Source organism: Empedobacter sp. UBA7620 (assembly GCF_002484185.1).
Taxonomy (GTDB): domain Bacteria; phylum Bacteroidota; class Bacteroidia; order Flavobacteriales; family Weeksellaceae; genus Empedobacter; species Empedobacter falsenii_C.
The window spans coordinates 61,381-81,949 of the sequence record NZ_DLJI01000002.1 but is presented as its reverse complement, the minus strand read 5'-3'; the positions used below and the strand labels follow the sequence as shown (position 1 = coordinate 81,949).

General features: G+C 33.2%; 22 protein-coding genes. 12 read left to right on the top strand and 10 right to left on the bottom strand.

The genetic code is table 11. The features are described 5' to 3' along the window. Positions 1-3 precede the first annotated feature (3 nt). Positions 4-1,026, top strand: a complete 1,023-nt coding sequence (locus B2217_RS00400) for a hypothetical protein (protein WP_180905214.1) — start codon at positions 4-6, stop codon at positions 1,024-1,026. 36 nt (positions 1,027-1,062) lie between these two features. Here B2217_RS00400 and B2217_RS00395 read toward each other — a convergent pair whose 3' ends face one another. The 5 genes from B2217_RS00395 to recQ form a co-directional block, all read right to left on the bottom strand. Continuing rightward, positions 1,063-1,839: a class I SAM-dependent methyltransferase gene (locus B2217_RS00395; protein WP_180905213.1), complete on the bottom strand. Its 777-nt coding sequence runs from the start codon at positions 1,837-1,839 to the stop codon at positions 1,063-1,065. 9 nt (positions 1,840-1,848) lie between these two features. Further along, positions 1,849-2,658, bottom strand: a complete 810-nt coding sequence (gene map / locus B2217_RS00390; protein WP_038332603.1) for a type I methionyl aminopeptidase — start codon at positions 2,656-2,658, stop codon at positions 1,849-1,851. Next, on the bottom strand, positions 2,655-3,077 hold the full coding sequence (locus B2217_RS00385; RefSeq protein WP_280045217.1) for a BT0820 family HAD-type phosphatase: 423 nt from the start codon (positions 3,075-3,077) through the stop codon (positions 2,655-2,657). Before B2217_RS00385 ends, map begins: the two co-directional genes overlap by 4 nt. A gap of 28 nt (positions 3,078-3,105) precedes the next feature. Beyond that, positions 3,106-4,641 carry a 2,3-bisphosphoglycerate-independent phosphoglycerate mutase gene (gene gpmI, locus B2217_RS00380; RefSeq protein WP_280045218.1) on the bottom strand — a complete coding sequence of 512 codons (1,536 nt, stop codon included), beginning with the start codon at positions 4,639-4,641 and terminating at the stop codon, positions 3,106-3,108. Between the two features lie 66 nt (positions 4,642-4,707). After that, positions 4,708-6,909, bottom strand: a complete 2,202-nt coding sequence (gene recQ, locus B2217_RS00375; RefSeq protein ID WP_280045219.1) for a DNA helicase RecQ — start codon at positions 6,907-6,909, stop codon at positions 4,708-4,710. A 164-nt stretch (positions 6,910-7,073) separates the two neighbouring features. Here recQ and B2217_RS00370 point away from each other — a divergent pair, with 164 nt between their 5' ends. The 6 genes from B2217_RS00370 (at position 7,074) to B2217_RS00345 (ending at position 12,769) form a co-directional block, all read left to right on the top strand. After that, positions 7,074-8,039: a KpsF/GutQ family sugar-phosphate isomerase gene (locus B2217_RS00370; protein WP_180905210.1), complete on the top strand. Its 966-nt coding sequence runs from the start codon at positions 7,074-7,076 to the stop codon at positions 8,037-8,039. Positions 8,040-8,043: 4 nt separating this feature from the next. Further along, positions 8,044-8,877 carry a twin-arginine translocase subunit TatC gene (gene tatC / locus B2217_RS00365; protein WP_115001876.1) on the top strand — a complete coding sequence of 278 codons (834 nt, stop codon included), beginning with the start codon at positions 8,044-8,046 and terminating at the stop codon, positions 8,875-8,877. 68 nt (positions 8,878-8,945) lie between these two features. After that, positions 8,946-9,692, top strand: coding sequence for an electron transfer flavoprotein subunit beta/FixA family protein (locus B2217_RS00360; RefSeq protein WP_038332616.1), 747 nt, complete (start codon positions 8,946-8,948; stop codon positions 9,690-9,692). Between the two features lie 26 nt (positions 9,693-9,718). Then, complete coding sequence (locus B2217_RS00355) at positions 9,719-10,675, top strand: electron transfer flavoprotein subunit alpha/FixB family protein (protein WP_180905209.1); 957 nt, start codon at positions 9,719-9,721, stop codon at positions 10,673-10,675. A gap of 108 nt (positions 10,676-10,783) precedes the next feature. After that, positions 10,784-11,416, top strand: coding sequence for a bifunctional nuclease family protein (locus B2217_RS00350; RefSeq protein WP_115001870.1), 633 nt, complete (start codon positions 10,784-10,786; stop codon positions 11,414-11,416). 18 nt (positions 11,417-11,434) lie between these two features. Next, positions 11,435-12,769 carry an MFS transporter gene (locus B2217_RS00345; protein WP_180905208.1) on the top strand — a complete coding sequence of 445 codons (1,335 nt, stop codon included), beginning with the start codon at positions 11,435-11,437 and terminating at the stop codon, positions 12,767-12,769. A 59-nt stretch (positions 12,770-12,828) separates the two neighbouring features. On the opposite strand, the gene B2217_RS00340 is transcribed toward B2217_RS00345, so the two are convergent. From B2217_RS00340 to B2217_RS00330, 3 genes are all read right to left on the bottom strand, one after another. Further along, the gene (locus B2217_RS00340; RefSeq protein WP_115001867.1) at positions 12,829-13,317 is read right to left on the bottom strand and encodes a dihydrofolate reductase; all 489 of its coding nucleotides are present in this window, start codon (positions 13,315-13,317) and stop codon (positions 12,829-12,831) included. 67 nt (positions 13,318-13,384) lie between these two features. Beyond that, positions 13,385-15,919 carry a M1 family metallopeptidase gene (locus B2217_RS00335; RefSeq protein WP_291121940.1) on the bottom strand — a complete coding sequence of 845 codons (2,535 nt, stop codon included), beginning with the start codon at positions 15,917-15,919 and terminating at the stop codon, positions 13,385-13,387. 89 nt (positions 15,920-16,008) lie between these two features. After that, on the bottom strand, positions 16,009-16,803 hold the full coding sequence (locus B2217_RS00330; RefSeq protein ID WP_291121938.1) for a thymidylate synthase: 795 nt from the start codon (positions 16,801-16,803) through the stop codon (positions 16,009-16,011). 43 nt (positions 16,804-16,846) lie between these two features. Between B2217_RS00330 and B2217_RS00325 the strand changes: the two genes are divergently transcribed. Genes B2217_RS00325 through B2217_RS00315 form a run of 3 tightly spaced genes read left to right on the top strand, consistent with a single transcriptional unit; the run spans position 16,847 to position 18,219 of the window. Next, positions 16,847-17,110: a hypothetical protein gene (locus B2217_RS00325; RefSeq protein WP_038332632.1), complete on the top strand. Its 264-nt coding sequence runs from the start codon at positions 16,847-16,849 to the stop codon at positions 17,108-17,110. Between the two features lie 29 nt (positions 17,111-17,139). Then, a complete protein-coding gene (rlmB, locus tag B2217_RS00320; RefSeq protein WP_038332636.1) occupies positions 17,140-17,889 on the top strand; it encodes a 23S rRNA (guanosine(2251)-2'-O)-methyltransferase RlmB in 750 nt (249 codons plus the stop codon). 12 nt (positions 17,890-17,901) lie between these two features. Continuing rightward, positions 17,902-18,219: a hypothetical protein gene (locus B2217_RS00315; protein ID WP_038332637.1), complete on the top strand. Its 318-nt coding sequence runs from the start codon at positions 17,902-17,904 to the stop codon at positions 18,217-18,219. 36 nt (positions 18,220-18,255) lie between these two features. Here B2217_RS00315 and B2217_RS00310 read toward each other — a convergent pair whose 3' ends face one another. Both B2217_RS00310 and xrtF read right to left on the bottom strand, forming a co-directional pair. Continuing rightward, positions 18,256-18,702, bottom strand: coding sequence for an exosortase F system-associated membrane protein (locus B2217_RS00310; protein WP_180905206.1), 447 nt, complete (start codon positions 18,700-18,702; stop codon positions 18,256-18,258). Continuing rightward, complete coding sequence (gene xrtF / locus B2217_RS00305) at positions 18,692-19,234, bottom strand: exosortase family protein XrtF (protein WP_180905205.1); 543 nt, start codon at positions 19,232-19,234, stop codon at positions 18,692-18,694. Before xrtF ends, B2217_RS00310 begins: the two co-directional genes overlap by 11 nt. A gap of 95 nt (positions 19,235-19,329) precedes the next feature. Here xrtF and B2217_RS00300 point away from each other — a divergent pair, with 95 nt between their 5' ends. Together B2217_RS00300 and rsmG are read left to right on the top strand one after the other, a co-directional pair. Further along, entirely contained in the window at positions 19,330-19,776 is a 447-nt protein-coding gene (locus B2217_RS00300; RefSeq protein WP_038332644.1) for a GAF domain-containing protein, read from the top strand. A 6-nt stretch (positions 19,777-19,782) separates the two neighbouring features. Then, on the top strand, positions 19,783-20,409 hold the full coding sequence (gene rsmG / locus B2217_RS00295; RefSeq protein ID WP_125349806.1) for a 16S rRNA (guanine(527)-N(7))-methyltransferase RsmG: 627 nt from the start codon (positions 19,783-19,785) through the stop codon (positions 20,407-20,409). Positions 20,410-20,569 lie beyond the last annotated feature (160 nt).

The window sequence follows — 20,569 nt, the reverse complement described above, 5'->3', positions numbered from 1 at the left end:
CATATGACTAAACTATTTTACCTTTTTGTATTATTTGCAGTTTCGGTGAACGCACAAATTGTAAATATAACAATCGCAGATTTGTCGGATAATTTACCGTTAGATGATGCGGATATTTATTTCAAGAATTCGACGAAGAATTTTGTTTCGGATCAGCAAGGAAAAGCGATTATTGATTTGAGTAATGTTTTGCAAACAGATGAATTAATTGTTTCGAAAAAAGATTATCAAGATGCAATAATTAAAGTTTCAGAACTAAAATCTGAACTCAGTATCAAACTCGAAAAAGTATCTGAAGTTGAGCTAAAAGAAGCTTTTGTCACAAACCTAAAAGCAGAAGATATTTTGCAGAAAGTGATTGATAATTATGATAAAAACTTCAATACAGAACAACATTTTTATAAAGTAAATTTTATAATTGATGAAATTGTAGATTCTACGAAAAGAGATTTCATTGATTTAGATTTGCAGCTTCGTTTTAAGAAAGATAATTTGAGTATAAAATCTAATAATCAGGTTAAAGAACGAATAATTAATGAGCCAAATTATGGATATAAAATAAATTTATTACCCATTTTAGGTATGGTTTCTTTGAAAGAATTCGTAAATGATTATCTGAAATATTATAAAAAATATAAACCTTCAAAAGTCAACTTAACAAAATATGGAGATGAGTTGATGTATGAATTTTATTTGGATAATAATTCGTTTCATCGGTTTTTGGTGGCAAAGGATTCTTTTGCTATTGTAGAATATAAAGTAGATGCAGAAGGAATTGAAATAAAAAAGAGTCAACAAACTGTGAATTTTGTTAATACCTATTACAGATATAGACCTTATCAAGGGAAATATATTTTGAAAGAATTAATGCGCAATTGGAGTACAGATTACAAAGGAGGTGATGGAAGTAATCATAATGTTAATGTAAAAATGAACCTTGAAGTTAAAGATTTCAGTACGCAACCTTTCGCTGAATTTAATAAATCGGTGAATGAGAAAATGGATATTCGTAGAAGTTTTAAATAAAAAAATCCAAGAAAATTATTTCTTGGATTTTATATTTTATTCAGCTTTTGGTTTACGAACCACAGGTAAAATTTCACCTTTTTCTAAACAATATTTTTGAACATCTTCCGAAGGAATTTGTTTTGTGTAATCTACTTTTTCGACGATAAAACCTACGTCTTCCAAACGTTTGTAATAATCTAAACCATAAACACGAACGTGATCATATTGTCCAAATTTTTCTTTACGTTCTTCTTTTGTTGTAACCGTTGGATCTTCGTACGTCACATCTCGTTGATATGAAATCGGAACTTGCAAAATTCCCCAACCTCCAGGTTTCATGACACGAAATAATTCGCTCATCGCTTTGTGATCGTCAGGAATATGTTCCAAAACGTGATTACAAAAAACAATGTCAAATGTATCATCACCAAAAGGTAAATCGCAAATATCTGCTTTTACATCTGCCAAAGGCGATTCGATATCACTTGTGATGTATTCTAAGTTCTTCATCGCACGAAAACGCTTGATAAAAGATTGTTCTGGCGCAATATGCAAAACTTTTGCTTTTTCGGTAAAAAAAGACGTTTCATTTTTTAGGTACAACCACATCAAACGATGTCTTTCTAACGAAAAAGTTCCAGGTGAAAGTACATTATCACGCTGTTTTTCGTAACCATAAGGCAACAAACTGTAATAACCTTGTCCATCAATTGGATCTACAAAACGATTACCTTTCATAAACCAAACTAAAACTGGACGAACGATATAACTACCTTGAATCAACAATGGACGAGGTAGAATATTCATGATTTTTTTTAAAAGCTTTTTCACAAAAGTTTTTTAGGGTTTGAATAAAAATGGTTTTTCTTCATCAGATTCGATACCTAACGCATCGTAAATAAACTGATAAGTTGACAATAATTTTGGTTCGCCATCTACCACACAAACATCATGTTCGAAGTGAGCCGAATATTTATCATCGCGCGTTGTAACTGTCCAACCATCTGGATGAAAGAAAACTTTTTCAGTTCCCATATTTACCATTGGTTCGATAGCTAACACCATTCCTTCTTCAATTTTTTTACCAGATCCACGACGTCCATAATTCGGAACTTGTGGTTCTTCGTGCATTTTACGACCTAATCCGTGTCCAACTAATTCACGAACGATTCCGTAACCTTCTTTTTCACAATATTGTTGAATTGCAAAACCGATATCACCTACACGATTACCTTTTTTCATTTGTTCAATTCCTTTGAACATCGATTCTTTCGTAATGCGTAATAATTTTTCGGTTTCAGCATCTACTTCACCAACTGCAAATGTATAAGCATGATCACCATAAAAATCATTCATATAAACACCACAATCTACCGAAACAATATCTCCTTCGTTAAGCGGTTCGTCGTTTGGAATTCCATGAACAACTTGTTGATTTGGAGAGATACAAAGGTTTTTAGGGAAATCGTACATTCCTAAAAACGCAGGATATCCACCATTGTCGCGAATAAATTCGCCTCCTAATTTATCTAAATGATTGGTTGTAACACCAGGCACTACTTCTTTGGCTAACATACCCAAGGTTTTTGAAACCAATTGAGCACTTAGGTACATTAGTTCTAATTCTTCTTTACTTTTTAAATGTATCATAATCCGAAAAATCCTCTTTTCTTTTTCTTCTCAGGAGCTTTTTGTCCGTTTGCGTGAACACTTAATTCAATCTTTTTTGTAATGATTTGATAAACGTCACTCCAACCTGGGAAACCTCCTAAATTTCTGTCGTCGATAAAGATATCGGCATTTATTTTTCGACTTTGTGTATTTTTGTCAAAATCTTCTCCGTCAAAACTATTGTTGATGGCATAAAACTCAATACCGTTTTGTTTACAAAACTCAACTGCTTCGTCTAAATATTTACCACTACGATAAGTCCATAAAGTAAGGCGATATCCATCATTTTGTAATTGTTTCAATGTTTCGAAAGCGAAGATTTTAGCTTTTCCAATTTCTGGATATTTATCATCTACTACAGTTCCATCAAAGTCAACAGCAATAATTTTATTAATCATGTTTGTAAGTATTTTAAAGTTATTTAGGTTATTTTTTCTGAACAATAATATTTCCAGTCATTTCGGTTGGAATTTCAATTCCCATCAAAGTTAAGATAGTTGGCGCAATATCTCCAAGTTTACCATGCTCAACATTCCATTCGATATCTTTCTGAGCCAAAATAAATGGAACAGGGTTCGTTGTGTGTTGCGTATTAGGAGATCCGTCTTCATTCATCATAAAATCTGAATTTCCGTGATCGGCCAAAATCACCACATTGTAGCCATGTTCTAAAGCCGCATTTACAATTTTTTCTGCACAAGAATCTACCACTTCAGCAGCTTTTATCGCCGCAGACATTACACCTGTATGACCAACCATATCCGTGTTTGCGAAATTTAAACAAATAAAATCAGCTGATTCTTTTTCAATTTCAGGAACAATAGCATTTGTAATATCGTAAGCTGCCATTTCTGGTTTCAAATCGTAAGTCGCAACATCTCTTGGCGAAGCACATAAAATACGAGATTCACCAACGAAAGGCTCTTCGCGACCACCATTGAAGAAAAATGTTACGTGCGGATATTTTTCAGTTTCAGCAATACGAATTTGCTTGCGACCAGCATTTGCAATAACTTCTCCTAATGTATTCACAATGTTTTTCTCATCAAAAATTACCGCAACTCCAGTATATGTAGCATCATATTCTGTTAATGTGATATATTTTAGATTTAATTTATGCATTCCAAATTCTGGGAAATCATGTTGTGTTAAAACTTCTGTAATTTCACGTCCACGATCAGTTCTGAAATTGAAACAAATCACGACATCATCATTCTCGATTTTAGCTTTTGGCTGACCATTTTCATCCGTTACAATAATCGGTTTGATGAATTCATCTGTCACGCCTTCATTATAAGATGCACGAATTGCTTCTAATGGATTTGTTGTTGTTTCACCAACTGCATTTACCATTGCATCGTATGCTAATTTCACACGTTCCCAACGTTTATCACGATCCATTGCATAATAACGACCAGTTATCGAAGCAATTTCTCCTGTTGATTTTGTCATGTGATTCATCAATTCTGTGATAAATCCTTCACCAGATTTTGGATCGGTATCACGACCATCTGTGAAAGCATGTACAAAAACATTTTGTTGCAAACCTGATTGATTTGCTGCATCCAACAAACCTTTCAAATGATTGATATGCGAGTGTACACCACCATCAGAAACTAAACCGATGAAATGTACTTTTTTGTTATTCTCTAAAGCATATTGAAAAGCATCTTTTAAGATTGGTTCGTTTTGTAATGTTCCGTTTTCAACTGCCATATTGATTCGAACTAAGTTTTGGAAAACCACGCGTCCAGCACCTAAATTCATATGTCCAACTTCCGAATTCCCCATTTGTCCTTCTGGTAAACCAACGGCTAAACCAAACGTATCCAACGTAGAATGTGGAAATTTTTCGAAACAGCTATCTATAAAAGGTGTATTTGCTTGCGCGATTGCAGAAACAGCAGGGTTTGGTCCAATTCCCCATCCGTCCAAAATCATTAATATTGCTTTATTGTTCATTTTTCTTGTAATAATTAAGCCCAAAGATAAGCATTCCTTGGGCTGAAAGTTTATTTTTTGTATGGTTTAATTTGCGACTTCACTGATGAATTTGATACGCATCAAACGTAATTCTTCTTCATCATAATCGTCACCAAATTCATCTAACAATGATGACATTGAGTCAGAATCTGCGTCCATTAAGAATTCATAAATTTCCTCTTGTTGGTCTTCGTCCAAAACTTCGTCAATGTAATAATTGATATTCAATTTTGTTCCTTGATAAACGATACTTTCCATTTCTGAAAGCAAATCGCTCATCGTCATATTTTTTGCTTCCGCAACATCTTCAAGATTTAACTTTCTGTCTGTCGATTGAATGATATAAACTTTGTGACTCGATTTATCCGCAACTTGTTTAATCACCATATCTTCTGGGCGAATAATGTCGTTGTCTTTTACATATTGCGCAATAAAATCTACAAATTCTTTCCCAAATTTTTGAGCTTTTCCTTCTCCAACTCCAAACACATTTGTTAACTCCTTAACGGTTGTTGGATATTGCATTGTCATATCATCTAAACTCGAATCTTGGAAAACTGCAAAAGGTGGAATTTGATGTTTTTTAGAGATTTTTTTACGTAAATCTTTCAATTGTTTCAACAAAACATCATCAAAAGCAATAGGAGCAGAAGACGTTTCTTCTTTATCAAAACTACCTTCTGATAATAATTTTTTGAAATCAATATCTTCGGCAATTTCAAAAGAAGTTGGTTTACTAATGAAATCTTTTCCTGCTTTGGTAATTTTTAAAACACCATACGATTCGATTTCTTTCTCTAATAAATTACGAACAATTAATTGACGTAAAATAGATTTCCAATAATAATCTTCTTTTGCTTTTCCAATTCCGAAGAAATCTTCAGAGCTCAAATTATATGATTTTGTAATCGAAGTTTCTTTACCAACGATAACATTTACAACATCATTTAATTTTAATTTTTGATTTGTTTTCTGAACAACATTTAAGGCAATTACGGCATCATCTTTTGCTTCAATCATTTTTTTAGGATTGCGCATATTGTCGTCCATATTTGCACCTTCACCGTTTTTGTCGTCAAATTCTTCTCCAAAATAATGTAACAAAAATTTACGACGCGACATCGAAGTTTCGGCATACGCCACAACCTCAGAAAGTAATTGCATTCCAACTTCGCGTTCTGCAACAGGTTTACTTGCTAAGAATTTTTCTAACTTTTCGATATCTTTATAATCATAGAAAGCAATACAAATACCTTCACCGCCGTCGCGACCTGCACGACCAGTTTCTTGGTAATAACTTTCTAACGATTTTGGCATATCGTAATGCATCACAAAACGTACATCAGGCTTGTCAATTCCCATTCCGAAAGCAATTGTAGCGACCACGACACTTGCATCTTCCATCAAAAACATATCTTGATGTTTACTACGTGTTTTGGCGTCTAAACCTGCATGGTAAGGAATAGCGTTGATTCCGTTTACTTGTAAAAGTTGGGTAATTTCTTCAACTTTTTTTCGACTCAAGCAATAAATCACACCAGATTTACCATCGTTTTGTTTGATAAATTTGATGATTTGTTTGTCTTGATCAACCTTTGGACGGATTTCGTAAAATAAATTCGTACGATTAAAAGAATCTTTAAAAACTTTGGCGCTTTGCATTCCCAAAGTTTTCTGAATATCTTCTTGTACTTTTGGTGTTGCTGTTGCTGTTAAAGCAATAATTGGCGCATCACCAATTTTGTTGATAATCGCTTTTAGATTACGATATTCTGGTCGAAAATCGTGTCCCCATTCAGAAATACAGTGCGCTTCATCAATCGCAAAAAAAGAAATTTTCACCGATTTAAAGAAATCGATGTATTCTTCTTTTGTCAAAGATTCGGGCGCAACGTACAACATTTTAGTTACTCCATCTTTAATATCTGTCATAACTGTTTTTGTTTCTGACTTATTTAAAGATGAGTTTAATACGTGGGCAATTCCATCATTTTCAGAAATTCCACGTATAGCGTCTACTTGATTCTTCATCAGCGCGATTAAAGGGGATACAATAATCGCAACTCCATCTGACATTAATGCCGGTAATTGATAACATAAAGACTTACCTCCTCCAGTTGGCATCAAAACAAATACATCTTCTTTATTTAGTAAGCTTGTAATGATTTCGTGCTGCTGTCCTTTAAATTGGTCGAAACCAAAATATTTTTTTAGGTAAGATGTTAAGTTTTTCGAAGTGGCTTCCATCTACACAAAAGACTAAAATTAATATTATAAATTAAATAGTTCCTATATTTGATAACTCTTAAATATACACATAAATTTTATATGATTTATATATAATTGAGTGTAAATAAAAAAGGAGAGTAAAAGTACGAAAAATTTTAAAAATAGACAATAGAAATTTTATTGTGGGAAATTCAGAATTAATACAAATAGCGCAAGGTGTTTTTCGAGAAGAAATTCAAGCGCTGGAAGCAATAGCTTCTCGTATTAGCGAGTCTTTTGTTGATGCGGTAAATGCGATATATAACACGAAAGGAAAGTTGGTAGTTGTTGGAGTAGGAAAGAGTGCACATATTGCAAATAAAATTGTAGCAACGTTAAATTCTACCGGAACTCCAAGTCAATTTTTGCATGCGACGGAAGCCATTCATGGCGATTTGGGTCTTGTAAGACCAGAAGATGTAGTGATTTGCATCTCGAAAAGTGGAAATACGCCAGAGATTACTTACTTGGCTCCGATTCTTAAACAATATGCTTCGGTTTTGATTGGATTGACATCAAATTTGAAATCAGAATTAGCAAAAAATTCAGACATTGTTTTGGATGTTAATATTGATAAAGAAGCTTGTCCAGTAAATTTGGCACCAACAACTTCTACAACAGCTCAATTAGTAATGGGTGATGCTTTGGCAGTTGCTTTGATGAAATTGAGAGCATTTACACAAAACGATTTTGCAAAATATCATCCAGGTGGAGCATTAGGGAAACGATTATTGTGGACAGTTGAAAATATTGTCGATCCAGAAAGAAAACCTTTTGTACATCCAGATTCTTCGATTACAGAAGTGATTAATTCATTAACATCAGGTCGTCATGGAATTACAGTTGTGATTGATCATGATAAAATTGTTGGTGTGATAACAGACGGAGATTTGCGCCGAATGTTATTAAATAATGAAACTTTTGCGCATTTAACAGCGAAAAATATTGCTTCAATGAATCCGAAAACAATTCAAAAAACTGAAAAAGCAAGAGAAGCTTTAGCGATTCTTCGTCACAACAGTATTGGACAATTGGTGGTGGTTGATGAAGAAAATCATTATTATGGAATTTTGGATATTCACTCAATTTTAAACGAAGGAATCGAATAAGCGTATGGCAGATAATACAAAATCGAGTATGTCATTTTTGGCTCATATTGGTGAGTTGAGAGGACATTTGGTTCGTTCTATTTTATCAATTGTGATTACATCTATTGCAGTCGCTATTTATTGGGACGAATTGGTGGAACATGTAATTATGGCTCCACTAAAATCAACTTTTCCTACGTTTGATATTTTTAATCAATTTGGTGAATTAACAGGTTTCGGAAAAATTTATACTGAATCATTTGACATTTCGAAAGAATTGACCAATCTTAATCCATCAGGACAGATTACTTCACAGTTTTTTGCAGTAATTGTGTGTGGCGTAATTATCGCAATTCCTTATATTATTTTTGAAATTTGGCGATTTGTAAAACCAGCCTTAAAAGAAGCTGAACGAAAGTATGCAGGATTTACCATCTTTGCTGTTTCGTTTTTCTTTGTGACAGGAGTACTATTTAGCTACTATATGCTGCTACCATTATGTACGCAATTCTTATTTACTTACGATCCTTTTGGTGTAGGAAATACATGGACATTGCCAAGTTATATCGATTTATTTGTTCAATTATTATTATCGATGGGAGTTATGTTTTTGATGCCAGTTTTCGTTTACTTCTTAACGAGTATTGGAATCTTAACACCAAAATTCTTGAAAGAATACCGTAAACACGCATTTATCGTTGTATTAGTGATTGCAGCTGCAATTACACCAAACGATGTGTACAGTATGATTTTAGTTACAATTCCTCTTTGGTTATTGTACGAACTAAGTGTATTGGTTTCAAATTCAGTTTATAAAAAACAATTGAAAGCGAAAAGTAACGACTTAGTAAAGAATTAACAATGTTATGCTTGCATAATAAAATAAATTAGTTATTTTTACATAAAAGAAAGAGTAAACACAAAATTATGAAGATATTAGTTTGTATTAGTAGTGTACCAGATACTACAGCAAAAATCAACTTCACAGCTGACGGAAAATCATTTGACAAAAATGGCGTTCAGTTCGTTATTAACCCGCACGACGAATTTAGTTTAAACAAAGCAGTAGAGTTACAAGAAAAACAAGGCGCTACTGTTACAATTTTAACTGTTGGAGATGCAACTGTAGATCCAGTTATGCGTAAAGCTTTAGCAATTGGTGCGAATGATGGAATTCGTATTGATGCTGATGCTCGTGATGATTTCTTTGTTGCTACACAAATCGCAAAAGCTGCTAAAGATGGTGGTTTCGATTTAGTATTGACAGGAAAAGAATCAATTGATTATAATGGAGGTTCTGTACCAGGATTAGTTGCAGCAATGTTAGATTATGGTTTTGTAAACGGATGTATCGGTCTTGATGTAGAAGGTTCTTCTGCAAAAGCTGTTCGCGAAATTGATGGAGGAAAAGAAACTGTAGAAGTTGCTTTACCAGCTGTTATCGCAGGACAAAAAGGATTGGTTGACGAAGCTGCATTAAGAATTCCTAACATGCGTGGAATTATGCAAGCGCGTACAAAACAAATCACAGTTGTTGCACCAGAAGCAACAGAAACTAAAGTTGAAGTTGTTGGTTATGTAAAACCTGCTGAAAGAGGTAATGTAACATTAATCGACAAAGACAATGTAGCAGAATTGGTAAGATTATTACACGAAGAAGCTAAAGTAATCTAATTATTCACCTAAAAAGAAATTAAAAAATGGCAATTTTTGTATACGCAGAGTCACACGACGGAAAATATAAAAAAGCAGGATTAGAAGCAGTTTCTTATGCAAAAGCTACAGCTGATGTTGCTGGAGATACTGTTACAGCAATCGTTTTTGGAAATGCTGCTGCTGACGAATTATATAAATATGGAGCATCTAAAGTAGTTAAAGTTGAGAATGCAGCTTTAGTAAAATTTGATGCAAATTCTTACGCAAAAGCTTTGGCTGAAGTTGCTCAAGGAGATGTTGTAGTTTTACCATCAACAAACGAAGGAGCGACTATAGCACCAGTTTTAGCATACAAAACAGGAGCATCTTTAGTAACAAATGTAGAAAAAGCTCCAACAGCAGTTTCTCCATTCACAGTTGCACGTAAAGCATTCTCAGGGAAAGGAGTAGAGACTGTTGCAGTTTCAGGAAAAGTTGTAGTTACAGTTTTACAAAACGCATTCGGAGCAAAAGAAAATGCAGTTTCAGGTTCAGAAGAATCAGCTTCAGTATCAGTTTCTGATGCAGATGCTAAAGTAAAAGTTGTTTCAACAGAAATGGCTTCTTCTGATAAAATCGATTTGAAAGAAGCTGATATCGTAGTTTCTGCAGGTCGTGGAATGAAAGGTCCTGAAAACTGGGGAATGATCGAAGATTTAGCAAAAGTTTTAGGAGCTGCTACAGCATCATCTAAACCAGTTGCTGATATCGGTTGGAGACCTCATGCTGAGCACGTAGGACAAACAGGAAAAGCAATTGCGCCAAATTTATACATCGCAGTTGGTATTTCAGGAGCTATTCAGCACTTAGCTGGAGTTAACGGATCTAAAACAATTGTTGTGATCAACAATGATCCAGAAGCGCCTTTCTTCAAAGCAGCAGATTACGGAATCGTAGGAGATGCTTTTGAGATTGTTCCTAAATTAACTGAAGAGTTAAAAAAATATAAAGGTCAAGCTTAATCATTTTAAGCTTATAAATTCAATCCGAATCATTTAGGTGGTTCGGATTTTTTTTATTCATTAAAAAAAGATTAAATATTCATCAGTTTTTCATAGATTTACGCCCAAATGGACAATTTAATTAGATTAAATATTAAAGGAATATCTTACAGTCAAACTCAGACTGGCGCATATGCGTTGATTCTAGAGGAAAATGTAGGAGGAAGAAAGTTGCCAATTATTATTGGGAGCTTTGAGGCACAATCAATCGCATTAGCTTTAGAGAAAGATATTAATCCACCTCGTCCATTAACACACGATTTGTTTATTTCATTAGGAAAAGAATTTCAATTGAATGTTGATTCTATTTATATTTATAAATTAGAAGATGGCGTTTTCTATTCGAATATTATTTTTGTAAATAATGATGGACAACGTGCCGAAATTGATTCGAGAACTTCTGATGCAATTGCGTTGGCTGTTCGTTTCAATGCACCTATCTATGCCTATGATAATGTTGTAGAAAAAGCTGGAATTCATTTGGACGTTATTGAAGAAGAAGAAAATATACGTCGCGCAGCAAATAACTTTGAAGATGATTTGGATATCTTGGCTGGTTTGGAAAATGATTTGTCTGATATCAATGAATATGAAGGTTGGACAAAATCTGAACTTGAAACTGAGATGGAAAAAGCTGTGAAGAATGAAGATTATGAATTGGCAGCTCGCCTTCGTGATCAAATCGATAACATGGGAAACTAATAACTATTTCAAATAATTATGTCTGTAAAGCTTAGACTTACAATCATGAGTTTCCTTGAGTTTGCGGTATGGGGAGCATACCTAACCTCTATGGGAAATTACTTAGGATCAGTTGGCTTAGGTCCAAAAATTGGTCTTTTTTACGCGATGCAAGGTATTGTGTCGATTTTTATGCCCGCAATAATGGGTATTGTAGCGGATAGATGGATTCCTGTACAACGTTTGTTGGGATTGAATCATTTATTAGCTGCGATTTTTATGTTTGCAGCAGGTTATTACGGAATGACAGCTGGAAACGATGTAGATTTTACAACAATCTTCGCACTTTATTCGGTTAGTGTGGCGTTCTTTATGCCAACAATCGCCCTTTCTAACTCAACAGCCTACACAATTTTAAAACAAAATAATTTAGACACAATCAAATCCTTTCCTCCAATCAGAACGTTTGGAACAGTTGGTTTTATTGTAGCGATGTTATTTGTTAATTTCTCTGGATTTAAAGATGGTGTTTTTGGATTTAACTTTTCAAGTGATCCAACATTCGTAAGTTTTCAATCCAATTATTATCAGTTCTTTGTATCTGGATTTTTAGGAGTTATATTGTTTTTATACAGTTTCTTATTACCTAATTGCCCAGTTAACAAAAGTTCTGAAAAACAATCTATTTCTGATGCATTTGGTTTAAAAGCTTTTGCATTATTTAAAGATAGAAAAATGGCAATTTTCTTTATCTTTTCAATGCTTTTAGGCGTTTCTTTGCAAATTACAAATGGATATGCAAATCCATTTATCACAACGTTTAAGGATATTCCAGATTATGCCAATACGTGGGGAGCAAGTAATGCAAATGCTTTAATTTCGTTGTCTCAAGTTTCTGAAACATTGTGTATTTTATTAATTCCTTTCGTGCTAAAACGATTCGGAATCAAAATCGTGATGTTGATGGCAATGGTAGGTTGGGTCTTACGTTTCGGATTATTTGGATTAGGAGATCCAGGATCTGGTGTTTGGATGTTTATCTTATCAATGATTGTTTACGGAATCGCTTTCGATTTTTTCAATGTATCAGGTTCGTTGTATGTAGACAAAGAAACAAACGAAGAAATTCGTTCTTCTGCACAAGGAGTTTTTATGATGATGACCAATGGTTTTGGAGCAACAATCGGAATGTTAATTGCACAATACATCGTGAATCATTTAGTGTATAGTCAAACTGATTTGACATTGCAGCTAGAAGGATGGAGACATTCTTGGTTTATTTTCGCAGGCTACGCATTAGTTGTTACGGTATTGTTCGCAATTGTGTTCAAATACAAACACAATCCAGACGAAGTACAAGATGTAAAACATTAAGGTGTAAAAAATATAAAAGCAAGAATCAAAATTCTTGCTTTTTTTATGCACGAAAGTTTCTAATCTATTCTTTTATACGTCACAAACGAGTAAGCATATGGATGTTTTTCATCTTTTTTGAAATCTTCTCGTTCTACTTCTTCCCATTCGTCCAAGTCTATTTCTGGGAAATAAGTGTCTCCATCAAATTCGTGATGAACTTCTGTGATGTACAAAATATCAGTAAATTCCATCGCTTGTTTGTAAATATTTCCACCACCGATAATGTAAATATCATCGTCAATTTTTTTCGCAACTTCTATTGCTTTTGGTAAAGAAGACGCAATTTCGATACCTTCTGTATTCCAATTCTGATCTCTTGTCACAACAATATTGGTACGATTTGGTAAAGGTCTACCCAATGATTCGAACGTTTTTCGTCCCATAATAATAGGATGCCCAGAAGTTATACTTTTGAAATGTTTCAGATCATTTGGTAAATGCCAAATCAAATCATTTTTTGCACCAATTACGTTGTTGCTTGCTTTTGCTACTACAATGTTTATCATAAGTTATAAGGTAAAAAAAGCTATCCTCTTGCAAGGATAGCTTAACAAATATAATAATTTTAGTGAATTATTTCATTTTATTTATAGCATCTTGTAATTGCTCCACTTGTTTTGCAATAGTTGCTGATTTAATTGTTTTTGCAGCATTCGTTTTTACTTGCAATGCTTTTTCAGCCATCATTTTCACAGCTTGTCCTGCTTGTGGATTTTGTTCATTCAAATATGGATAATAACGCGAATATGTTTTAGCAATTTCAGCCGTTGCATCTGGTGTGTCATTGTTCATAATCCAATTGAAAGCTTGTTCAGCAATTTTTCCTTTTTCTGGATCTTGGAATTTTACGAATTCATACATCGCAGCAGATTCCGAAATTAAAGCAGCTTTATCCAATTGATTATTTTTGATCCAAGTCGGAACTAATGCCATTGCTAAATCTGGTGAACCTTTAATCACTTCATTATCAAGATTAGTTGTTAAATCATTAATTTTTGAAGGATTATTTTTTAAGATTCCAGTTAACGAGGCTCCTTGAACACTAAATGAAGGGCTTTTTGAAGCTTTCTCGAAAATTGCTACATCATAAATATTGGCATCATTCAAAGCACTTAAAGCAGCCGCTTGAACCAATGTTTTAGGATCATTAGAAGCCAATTGTTTTAATTTTGATGAAGCTTTATCAACAATCGTTTTTGATTTTGTGTCCAATTTATGAATCGCATAAATTCTTAATCCATCAAATGAATCATCTAAAGCATTAACCAAGGCATCAGCCGCTTTTGGATTAGTTGCTTGCGCATTTGCCATTGCTTCAATCGCTAATAAACGTGTCGTGTAATTTCCTTTTCCAGCTTTGTATTGCGCAATAAAATCTTCAACAGGTTTTTTATCGTCGATATCTGCTAATAAAACTTGATCCGCATTTGGAATAACGACATCAGGTTTTTGGTTTGCTGCAAATTCGAAAACAGTTTCGGCTTGTTTTGGAACCCAAACTTGTTGACGCGTTGTTTTTCCATTTTCGACAATATCAATCGCAAAAGGAAATTCAAATAATTTTGAAGCATCTTGACGAACAACAACTTTTATTTTTTTATTTGCTGAAGAATAATCTGAAACAACTGTTAATTTTGGATGACCATTTTCGTAATACCATTGATTGAAAAACCAATTTAAGTCACGACCAGAAACTTCTTCCAAAGCCAATCGTAATTGAGCAGATTCAGCTTTTCCGTATTCATTATCTTTCAAATATTTGTTCAAACCTTTGAAGAAAGCATCATCTCCTAAGAAGTTTCTCAACATATGTAAGATAATTCCACCTTTGTTGTACGAAACACCATCAAACATGTCTTCGCGAGAATTGTAATGAACTCGAACCAAATTTTTCGTTGGTCCATCGCCTTGTTTATAACCAAACATTTCGTTGTAACGATGCTCATCCGCTTTCTCTTTTCCGTATTTATATTCAAACCATAAATATTCAGAATAATTAGCAAACGATTCATTCACTGTTAAATTTCCCCAACTTTCAGCCGTAACTAAATCTCCAAACCAATGGTGAAATAATTCGTGCGCAATCACATATTCAGCCGTATTTTCATCGACTAATTGACCAGCTTTCTGCTGAACACCATCATGAAATAAAGAAGCTGTTGTATTTTCCATTGCTCCAGAAACATATTCACGAGCTGTCATTTGCGCGTATTTGTCCCAAGGATAAGGATAGTTTAATTTATCAGAAAAGAACTGAATCATTTCTGGCGTATTACCAAAAATTTGCTTCGCAACATCTTTATATTCTGGCTCTACATAATAATCAACATTGATATTTTTCCATTTATCATTGATGACTGCGTAATCTCCAATCCCGAAAAAGAATAAATATGGTGCATGTTTTTTATCGAATTTCCAATAATCAGTTTTTGTTCCATCTGAATTTTTCTTCGAAGATTTCATCGTTCCATTTGATAATGAAACATATTTATCAGGATATGTTAACGTGATTTCTTGCGAAGTTTTTTGATTTGTTTTATCAATTGTCGGGAACCAACAAGAAGAAGATTCTGTTTCGCCTTGTGTCCAAATTTGAGTAGGATAATTTGGTCGATCACCTTTTGCATTGATAAAATAAACACCTTTTGCATCGTTTATCGCCGCACTTCCTTCTTGTTTTACTTCGTTCGGACGCGCTGTATACTTGATGTAAAGCGTATATTCTTGATCTTTTTTGTATTCTTTATCTAAATCGATGACTAATTGTAAATCATCATATTTATAATTTAATTTCTTTTTTGTTGCACCATTTACCAAAGCAACTTCGCTAATCAACATTGCTTTTGCGTCTAACGTAACTTTGTTTGTTGCATAGAAATGCGGTTTCAACGTAATCCAAGCTTCACCCAAAACGTGCTCTTTTGCATAATCAAATTTAAGATCTAATTTGGTATGAACAAGATTATTAATTCGTTCTGCTTCTGCACGATAAATATCTAATTTGTTCGTTTGGTTTTCGTTATAACTCGGCGGTGGCGTCATTACTTGCGCATAAGTAAGACTTGATATAATAAAGGCTGATGAAAGCCAAAGGATTCGTTTTTTCATCGTAAAAATTTATTTCTATTGGTTGATAATTTTCTCGAAAAGTTACAAAAAAAGCCTCCAATTTGGAGACTTTAAGTGTTTTTTTATGATTAAACTGCTACAATTCCTTTGATGTGAGGATGAGCTTGATAATTTTCTAATTCGAAATCTTCGTATGTAAAATCAAAAATATCCTTTACATTCGGATTGATTTTCATTGTTGGAAGAGGAAAAGGTTCGCGTGTTAATTGTAGTTCAACTTGTTCAAAATGATTTTTGTAAATGTGCGCATCTCCAAACGTATGTACAAAATCGCCAACTTTTAACTCACAAACTTGCGCAACTATCATTTGTAATAATGCATAAGACGCAATATTGAATGGAACACCTAAGAAAATATCTGCACTACGTTGATACAATTGCAACGATAATTTTCCATCATTCACATAAAACTGAAAAAATGCGTGACAAGGCGCTAAAGCCATTTGATCTAATTCTCCAACATTCCAAGCAGAAACTATTATTCTACGCGAATCAGGATTGTTTTTTATTTGATTAATTGCAACTTTAATTTGGTCAACAACTTCTCCGTCAGGTTTTCCCCATGAACGCCATTGATGTCCATAAACAGGACCTAAATCGCCATTTTTGTCGGCCCATTCGTTCCAAATTCTAACGCCGTTATCTGTTAAATATTTGATGTTTGTATCACCTTTCAAAAACCATAACAATTCGTAGATAATCGATTTTAAATGTAATTTTTTAGTCGTCACCAAAGGAAAACCTTCCGACAAATCGAAACGCATTTGGTAACCAAAAATACTTTTCGTTCCCGTTCCCGTTCTGTCTTCTTTAAAAGCGCCTTCTGCCAAAACCTTTTTACATAAATCGTGATATTGTTGCATTTTGAGTATATTTAACCTTTCAAATTTAGTGAATTTTTTTAGAATGAAAATTAGTTTAATTCTTACAATTTTAGTGCTTTTTATGTTTTTTGCTTCATATAGCAAATCAGATTTTGGACGAAAAATTGCGCAACATTTTTATTTTCAAACCTTATTTAATGTTGTTTTGGTGGTTGTTTTTGTGTCAAAAATCATTCATCTCAAACTAAATTTAATCTCAATGATTTCGCTAATTGTCATTGGTTGCATGTTGTATATGAGCTTTCCAAATTATTTGCAACAATTGAGAAGAAGGATTGGTAAATAGTTACGTATAATTTTTTTATCTTTGCACTTATGAAAAACGAAGCAGGAATTTTTGGTTTAAGACCAGTAATAGAAGCGATTGAAGCAGGGAAAACAATCGACAAAATTTTTATTCAAAAAGGTTTACAAGGAGAAATTTTTTCAGAATTGAGAAAATTAATCACTGAATATGAAATTCCTGTAAGTTATGTGCCTTTAGAAAAACTAAATCGTTTTACTGGAAAAAATCATCAAGGTGTTTACGCATTCGTTTCTCCAATCGAATTTGATTCAATCGAAAATGTATTACCTCAAATTTGGGAACAAGGAAAAACGCCTTTTATTTTGATTTTAGATCGTGTTTCTGATGTTCGTAATTTTGGTGCGATCGCTCGTACAGCAGAATGTGTTGGTGTTGACGCGATTATTATTCCAGCAAAAGGTTCGGCTTCTGTAAATGCAGATGCGATCAAAACTTCGACAGGGGCGTTGTATAATATTCCGGTTTGTAAAGAAGGAAATTTAGTGAATGTTATTAAATATTTACAATCGGCTGGAATCTCAATTTTTAGTGCTTCTGAAAAATCAGCAGAATTTATTTATGATGCAGATTTCTCTGTTCCTGCAGCTATTGTGATGGGAAGTGAGGAAGATGGTGTTTCGGATTCTATTATTAAAATTTCGGATAAAATTATTAAATTGCCTATGGCTGGACAAACTGCTTCATTGAATGTTTCGGTTGCGGCTGGAGCGATTTTGTACGAAGCTGTTCGCCAAAGAATGTTACAAGATTTATTTTAAAAACATATAACGATGACCTATTCTACTTTTATTGGATTTTTGTTGATTGCGATTAGTATTGCAATGTATTATTTTACGAATTTGGATATTTCGAGATTATTTTCGGATAAAGAATTTTTGGTAGGAATTACTGGAGGTGCTGGTATCGGATTTATTTTGGGAGGATTTTTAGGCTGGCTTTATAAATACAAAGCGGTGAATAAAGCAAATGCAGAGATTGCAAACGAAGAAAAACGTAAAGTTGCAGAACAAAAAGCACAAGAAGCTGCTGCAAAAGAGCAAGCAAAATTGGATGCACAACAAGAAAAAGATGAATCAGGTTTATTGTAAAATATAAATTAGATAAAATAAAAAAACGGTCGAAAATTAATTTTCGACCGTTTTTTTATATTGTATTTCTTGGTAATAAAAACAAGGAACTAAAATCAATAAAAACATAGGCTGAATGAGAAATCTTCTCACATAAAAGAAAATCATTTCGCCTGATGAAAATTGTGTCGAAATCAAATAATTATAGATTGGTAAAAGAACGATTAATCCAATAATCATGATAATGATAGAGAATTTAACGTAAATTTTTTTCCAGAAAATAAACCAAATAATTAATACAGTTAATAATGTATTGATAAGATAACGAACTGTCAAACTAGCGCTCAATTTTGGTAAATCAATTTCTGGGAATTTTGAATGACCAACAAAATGAAAGTATTTTATGAAAGGATCATAAAATAAAACATCTTCAAATTTTCGGACTAATATCAATCCAAAAACAAGTAAAACTGCAATTGCATAACGTAAATATTTATTTAGCATTTTGCTTATTGTATTTTGTTACAAAAAATTTGATCCAAACAATCCAAAGAATCACGATTGAACCATAAATAATTGCAGGGAATAGATAATCGTGCGCCATTTTACCATATTCTGCGTGGTATCTAAAAATATAATTTAACAACATAATTCTCGAAATATTCATCACAAAAAGAATTGCTAAACCAGACAAAATAAACAAAAAAGTTTGTTTGAAATTCGTGTAAAAAGCAACGATAAACGCTATGAAAATTATCAAAATAGAAATCGCATTACAACCTTCATTTACAATAGACGCGACTTGTCCGTCCATTACCAAACGCATCCAAGGTTGGTTTTCTGCAATATTAGAAAAAGTAAAAAAACCACATTTGTTCAAACCAAAAGCTGTTACATCAGATGTTAATTTTGTAAATGGATCAGGGGTATTGTGCGGTAAATATTGATCCAAATACAATTTATAAGCTAAACTTAAAATAATGTAAGTTCCTAAAAAACGTGCAAGGAATAACAATAAAGGTTTAAATTCTTTCATTTGGTTAAAAAATCTTGAACAAATATAAATGAAAAACGTCAACTTTTGATTAAGTTATGATTAATCAATAAATTTGCTTTTTTAGAAGTAACAAAATGCAAGATTTACATAAACGCGTGGATGTCATAATTGATAGCGCAATTTCTACGGAAGATAGATTACAAAAGATTTGTCAATTGTTGAGTGACGAAGTTGAATACTATAATTGGGTGGGATTTTATTTCAAGAATGGAGATAAAAATGAACTAAAACTTGGACCTTATGTTGGTGCAGCTACCGATCATACAATAATTCCTTATGGTAAAGGAATTTGTGGGCAAGTGGCAGAATCTAACGAAACTTTTGTTGTGCCAGACGTTTATGCACAAGATAATTATTTGGCTTGTTCAATAGAAACGAAAGCTGAAATTGTTGTTCCAATTTTCAAAAATGGAGAAAATATTGGTCAAATTGATATCGATTCGCACAAAATTAATCCGTTTACAGAAGACGATACAAAGTTGTTAGATTACGTTTGTCAGCGAGTTTCAGAAATTATTTAAGCAATGATTGATTTAATTTTAAAATATTTTCCTGACTTAACGGAAAAACAAATTGAGCAATTTTCGAAAGTTGGTGATTTGTACAAAGAATGGAACGATCAAATCAATGTTGTTTCTCGAAAAGATATCGACGAAATTTATACGAATCATATTTTACATTCGTTAGCGATTGCAAAAGTAATGGAGTTTGCAGATGGTTCTTCTGTTCTGGATGTAGGAACTGGCGGAGGTTTACCAGGAATTCCGTTGGCAATTTTGTTTCCGAATGTTCAGTTTCATTTGGTAGATTCTATCGGGAAAAAAATCAAGGTTGTAAAAGGTGTGGCTGATGGTTTAGGTTTGACGAATGTAAAAGCTGAACAGAAGCGTGCCGAAGAGTTGACAGATAAATATGATTTTGTTGTTTCTCGTGCGGTAACAGCAATGCCAAGATTTGCGGAATGGATTCGCGGGAAATTCAAAAAAGAAGCGATTAATCCTTTTCCAAATGGTTTGTTATACCTAAAAGGAGGCGATTTGACAGAAGAATTAGCAGGTTTTCCAAATGCAGTTTTATTTGATATTCAAAACTTTTTTGACGAAGATTTTTTCGAAACGAAAAAAGTCGTTTACCTAGAAAAGAAAGATATTTAATTTATAGAAATTATATACTTCAAAACCGAAATCAATTTGATTTCGGTTTTTTATTTTAACAATTATTGAATTAATCCAAAAAATGATGTTTAAAACGTTATTTTATCCAATACTTTAAGTTCTTTTTAAGAGGTTTTCTCGTCAAAATTCACTATATTTG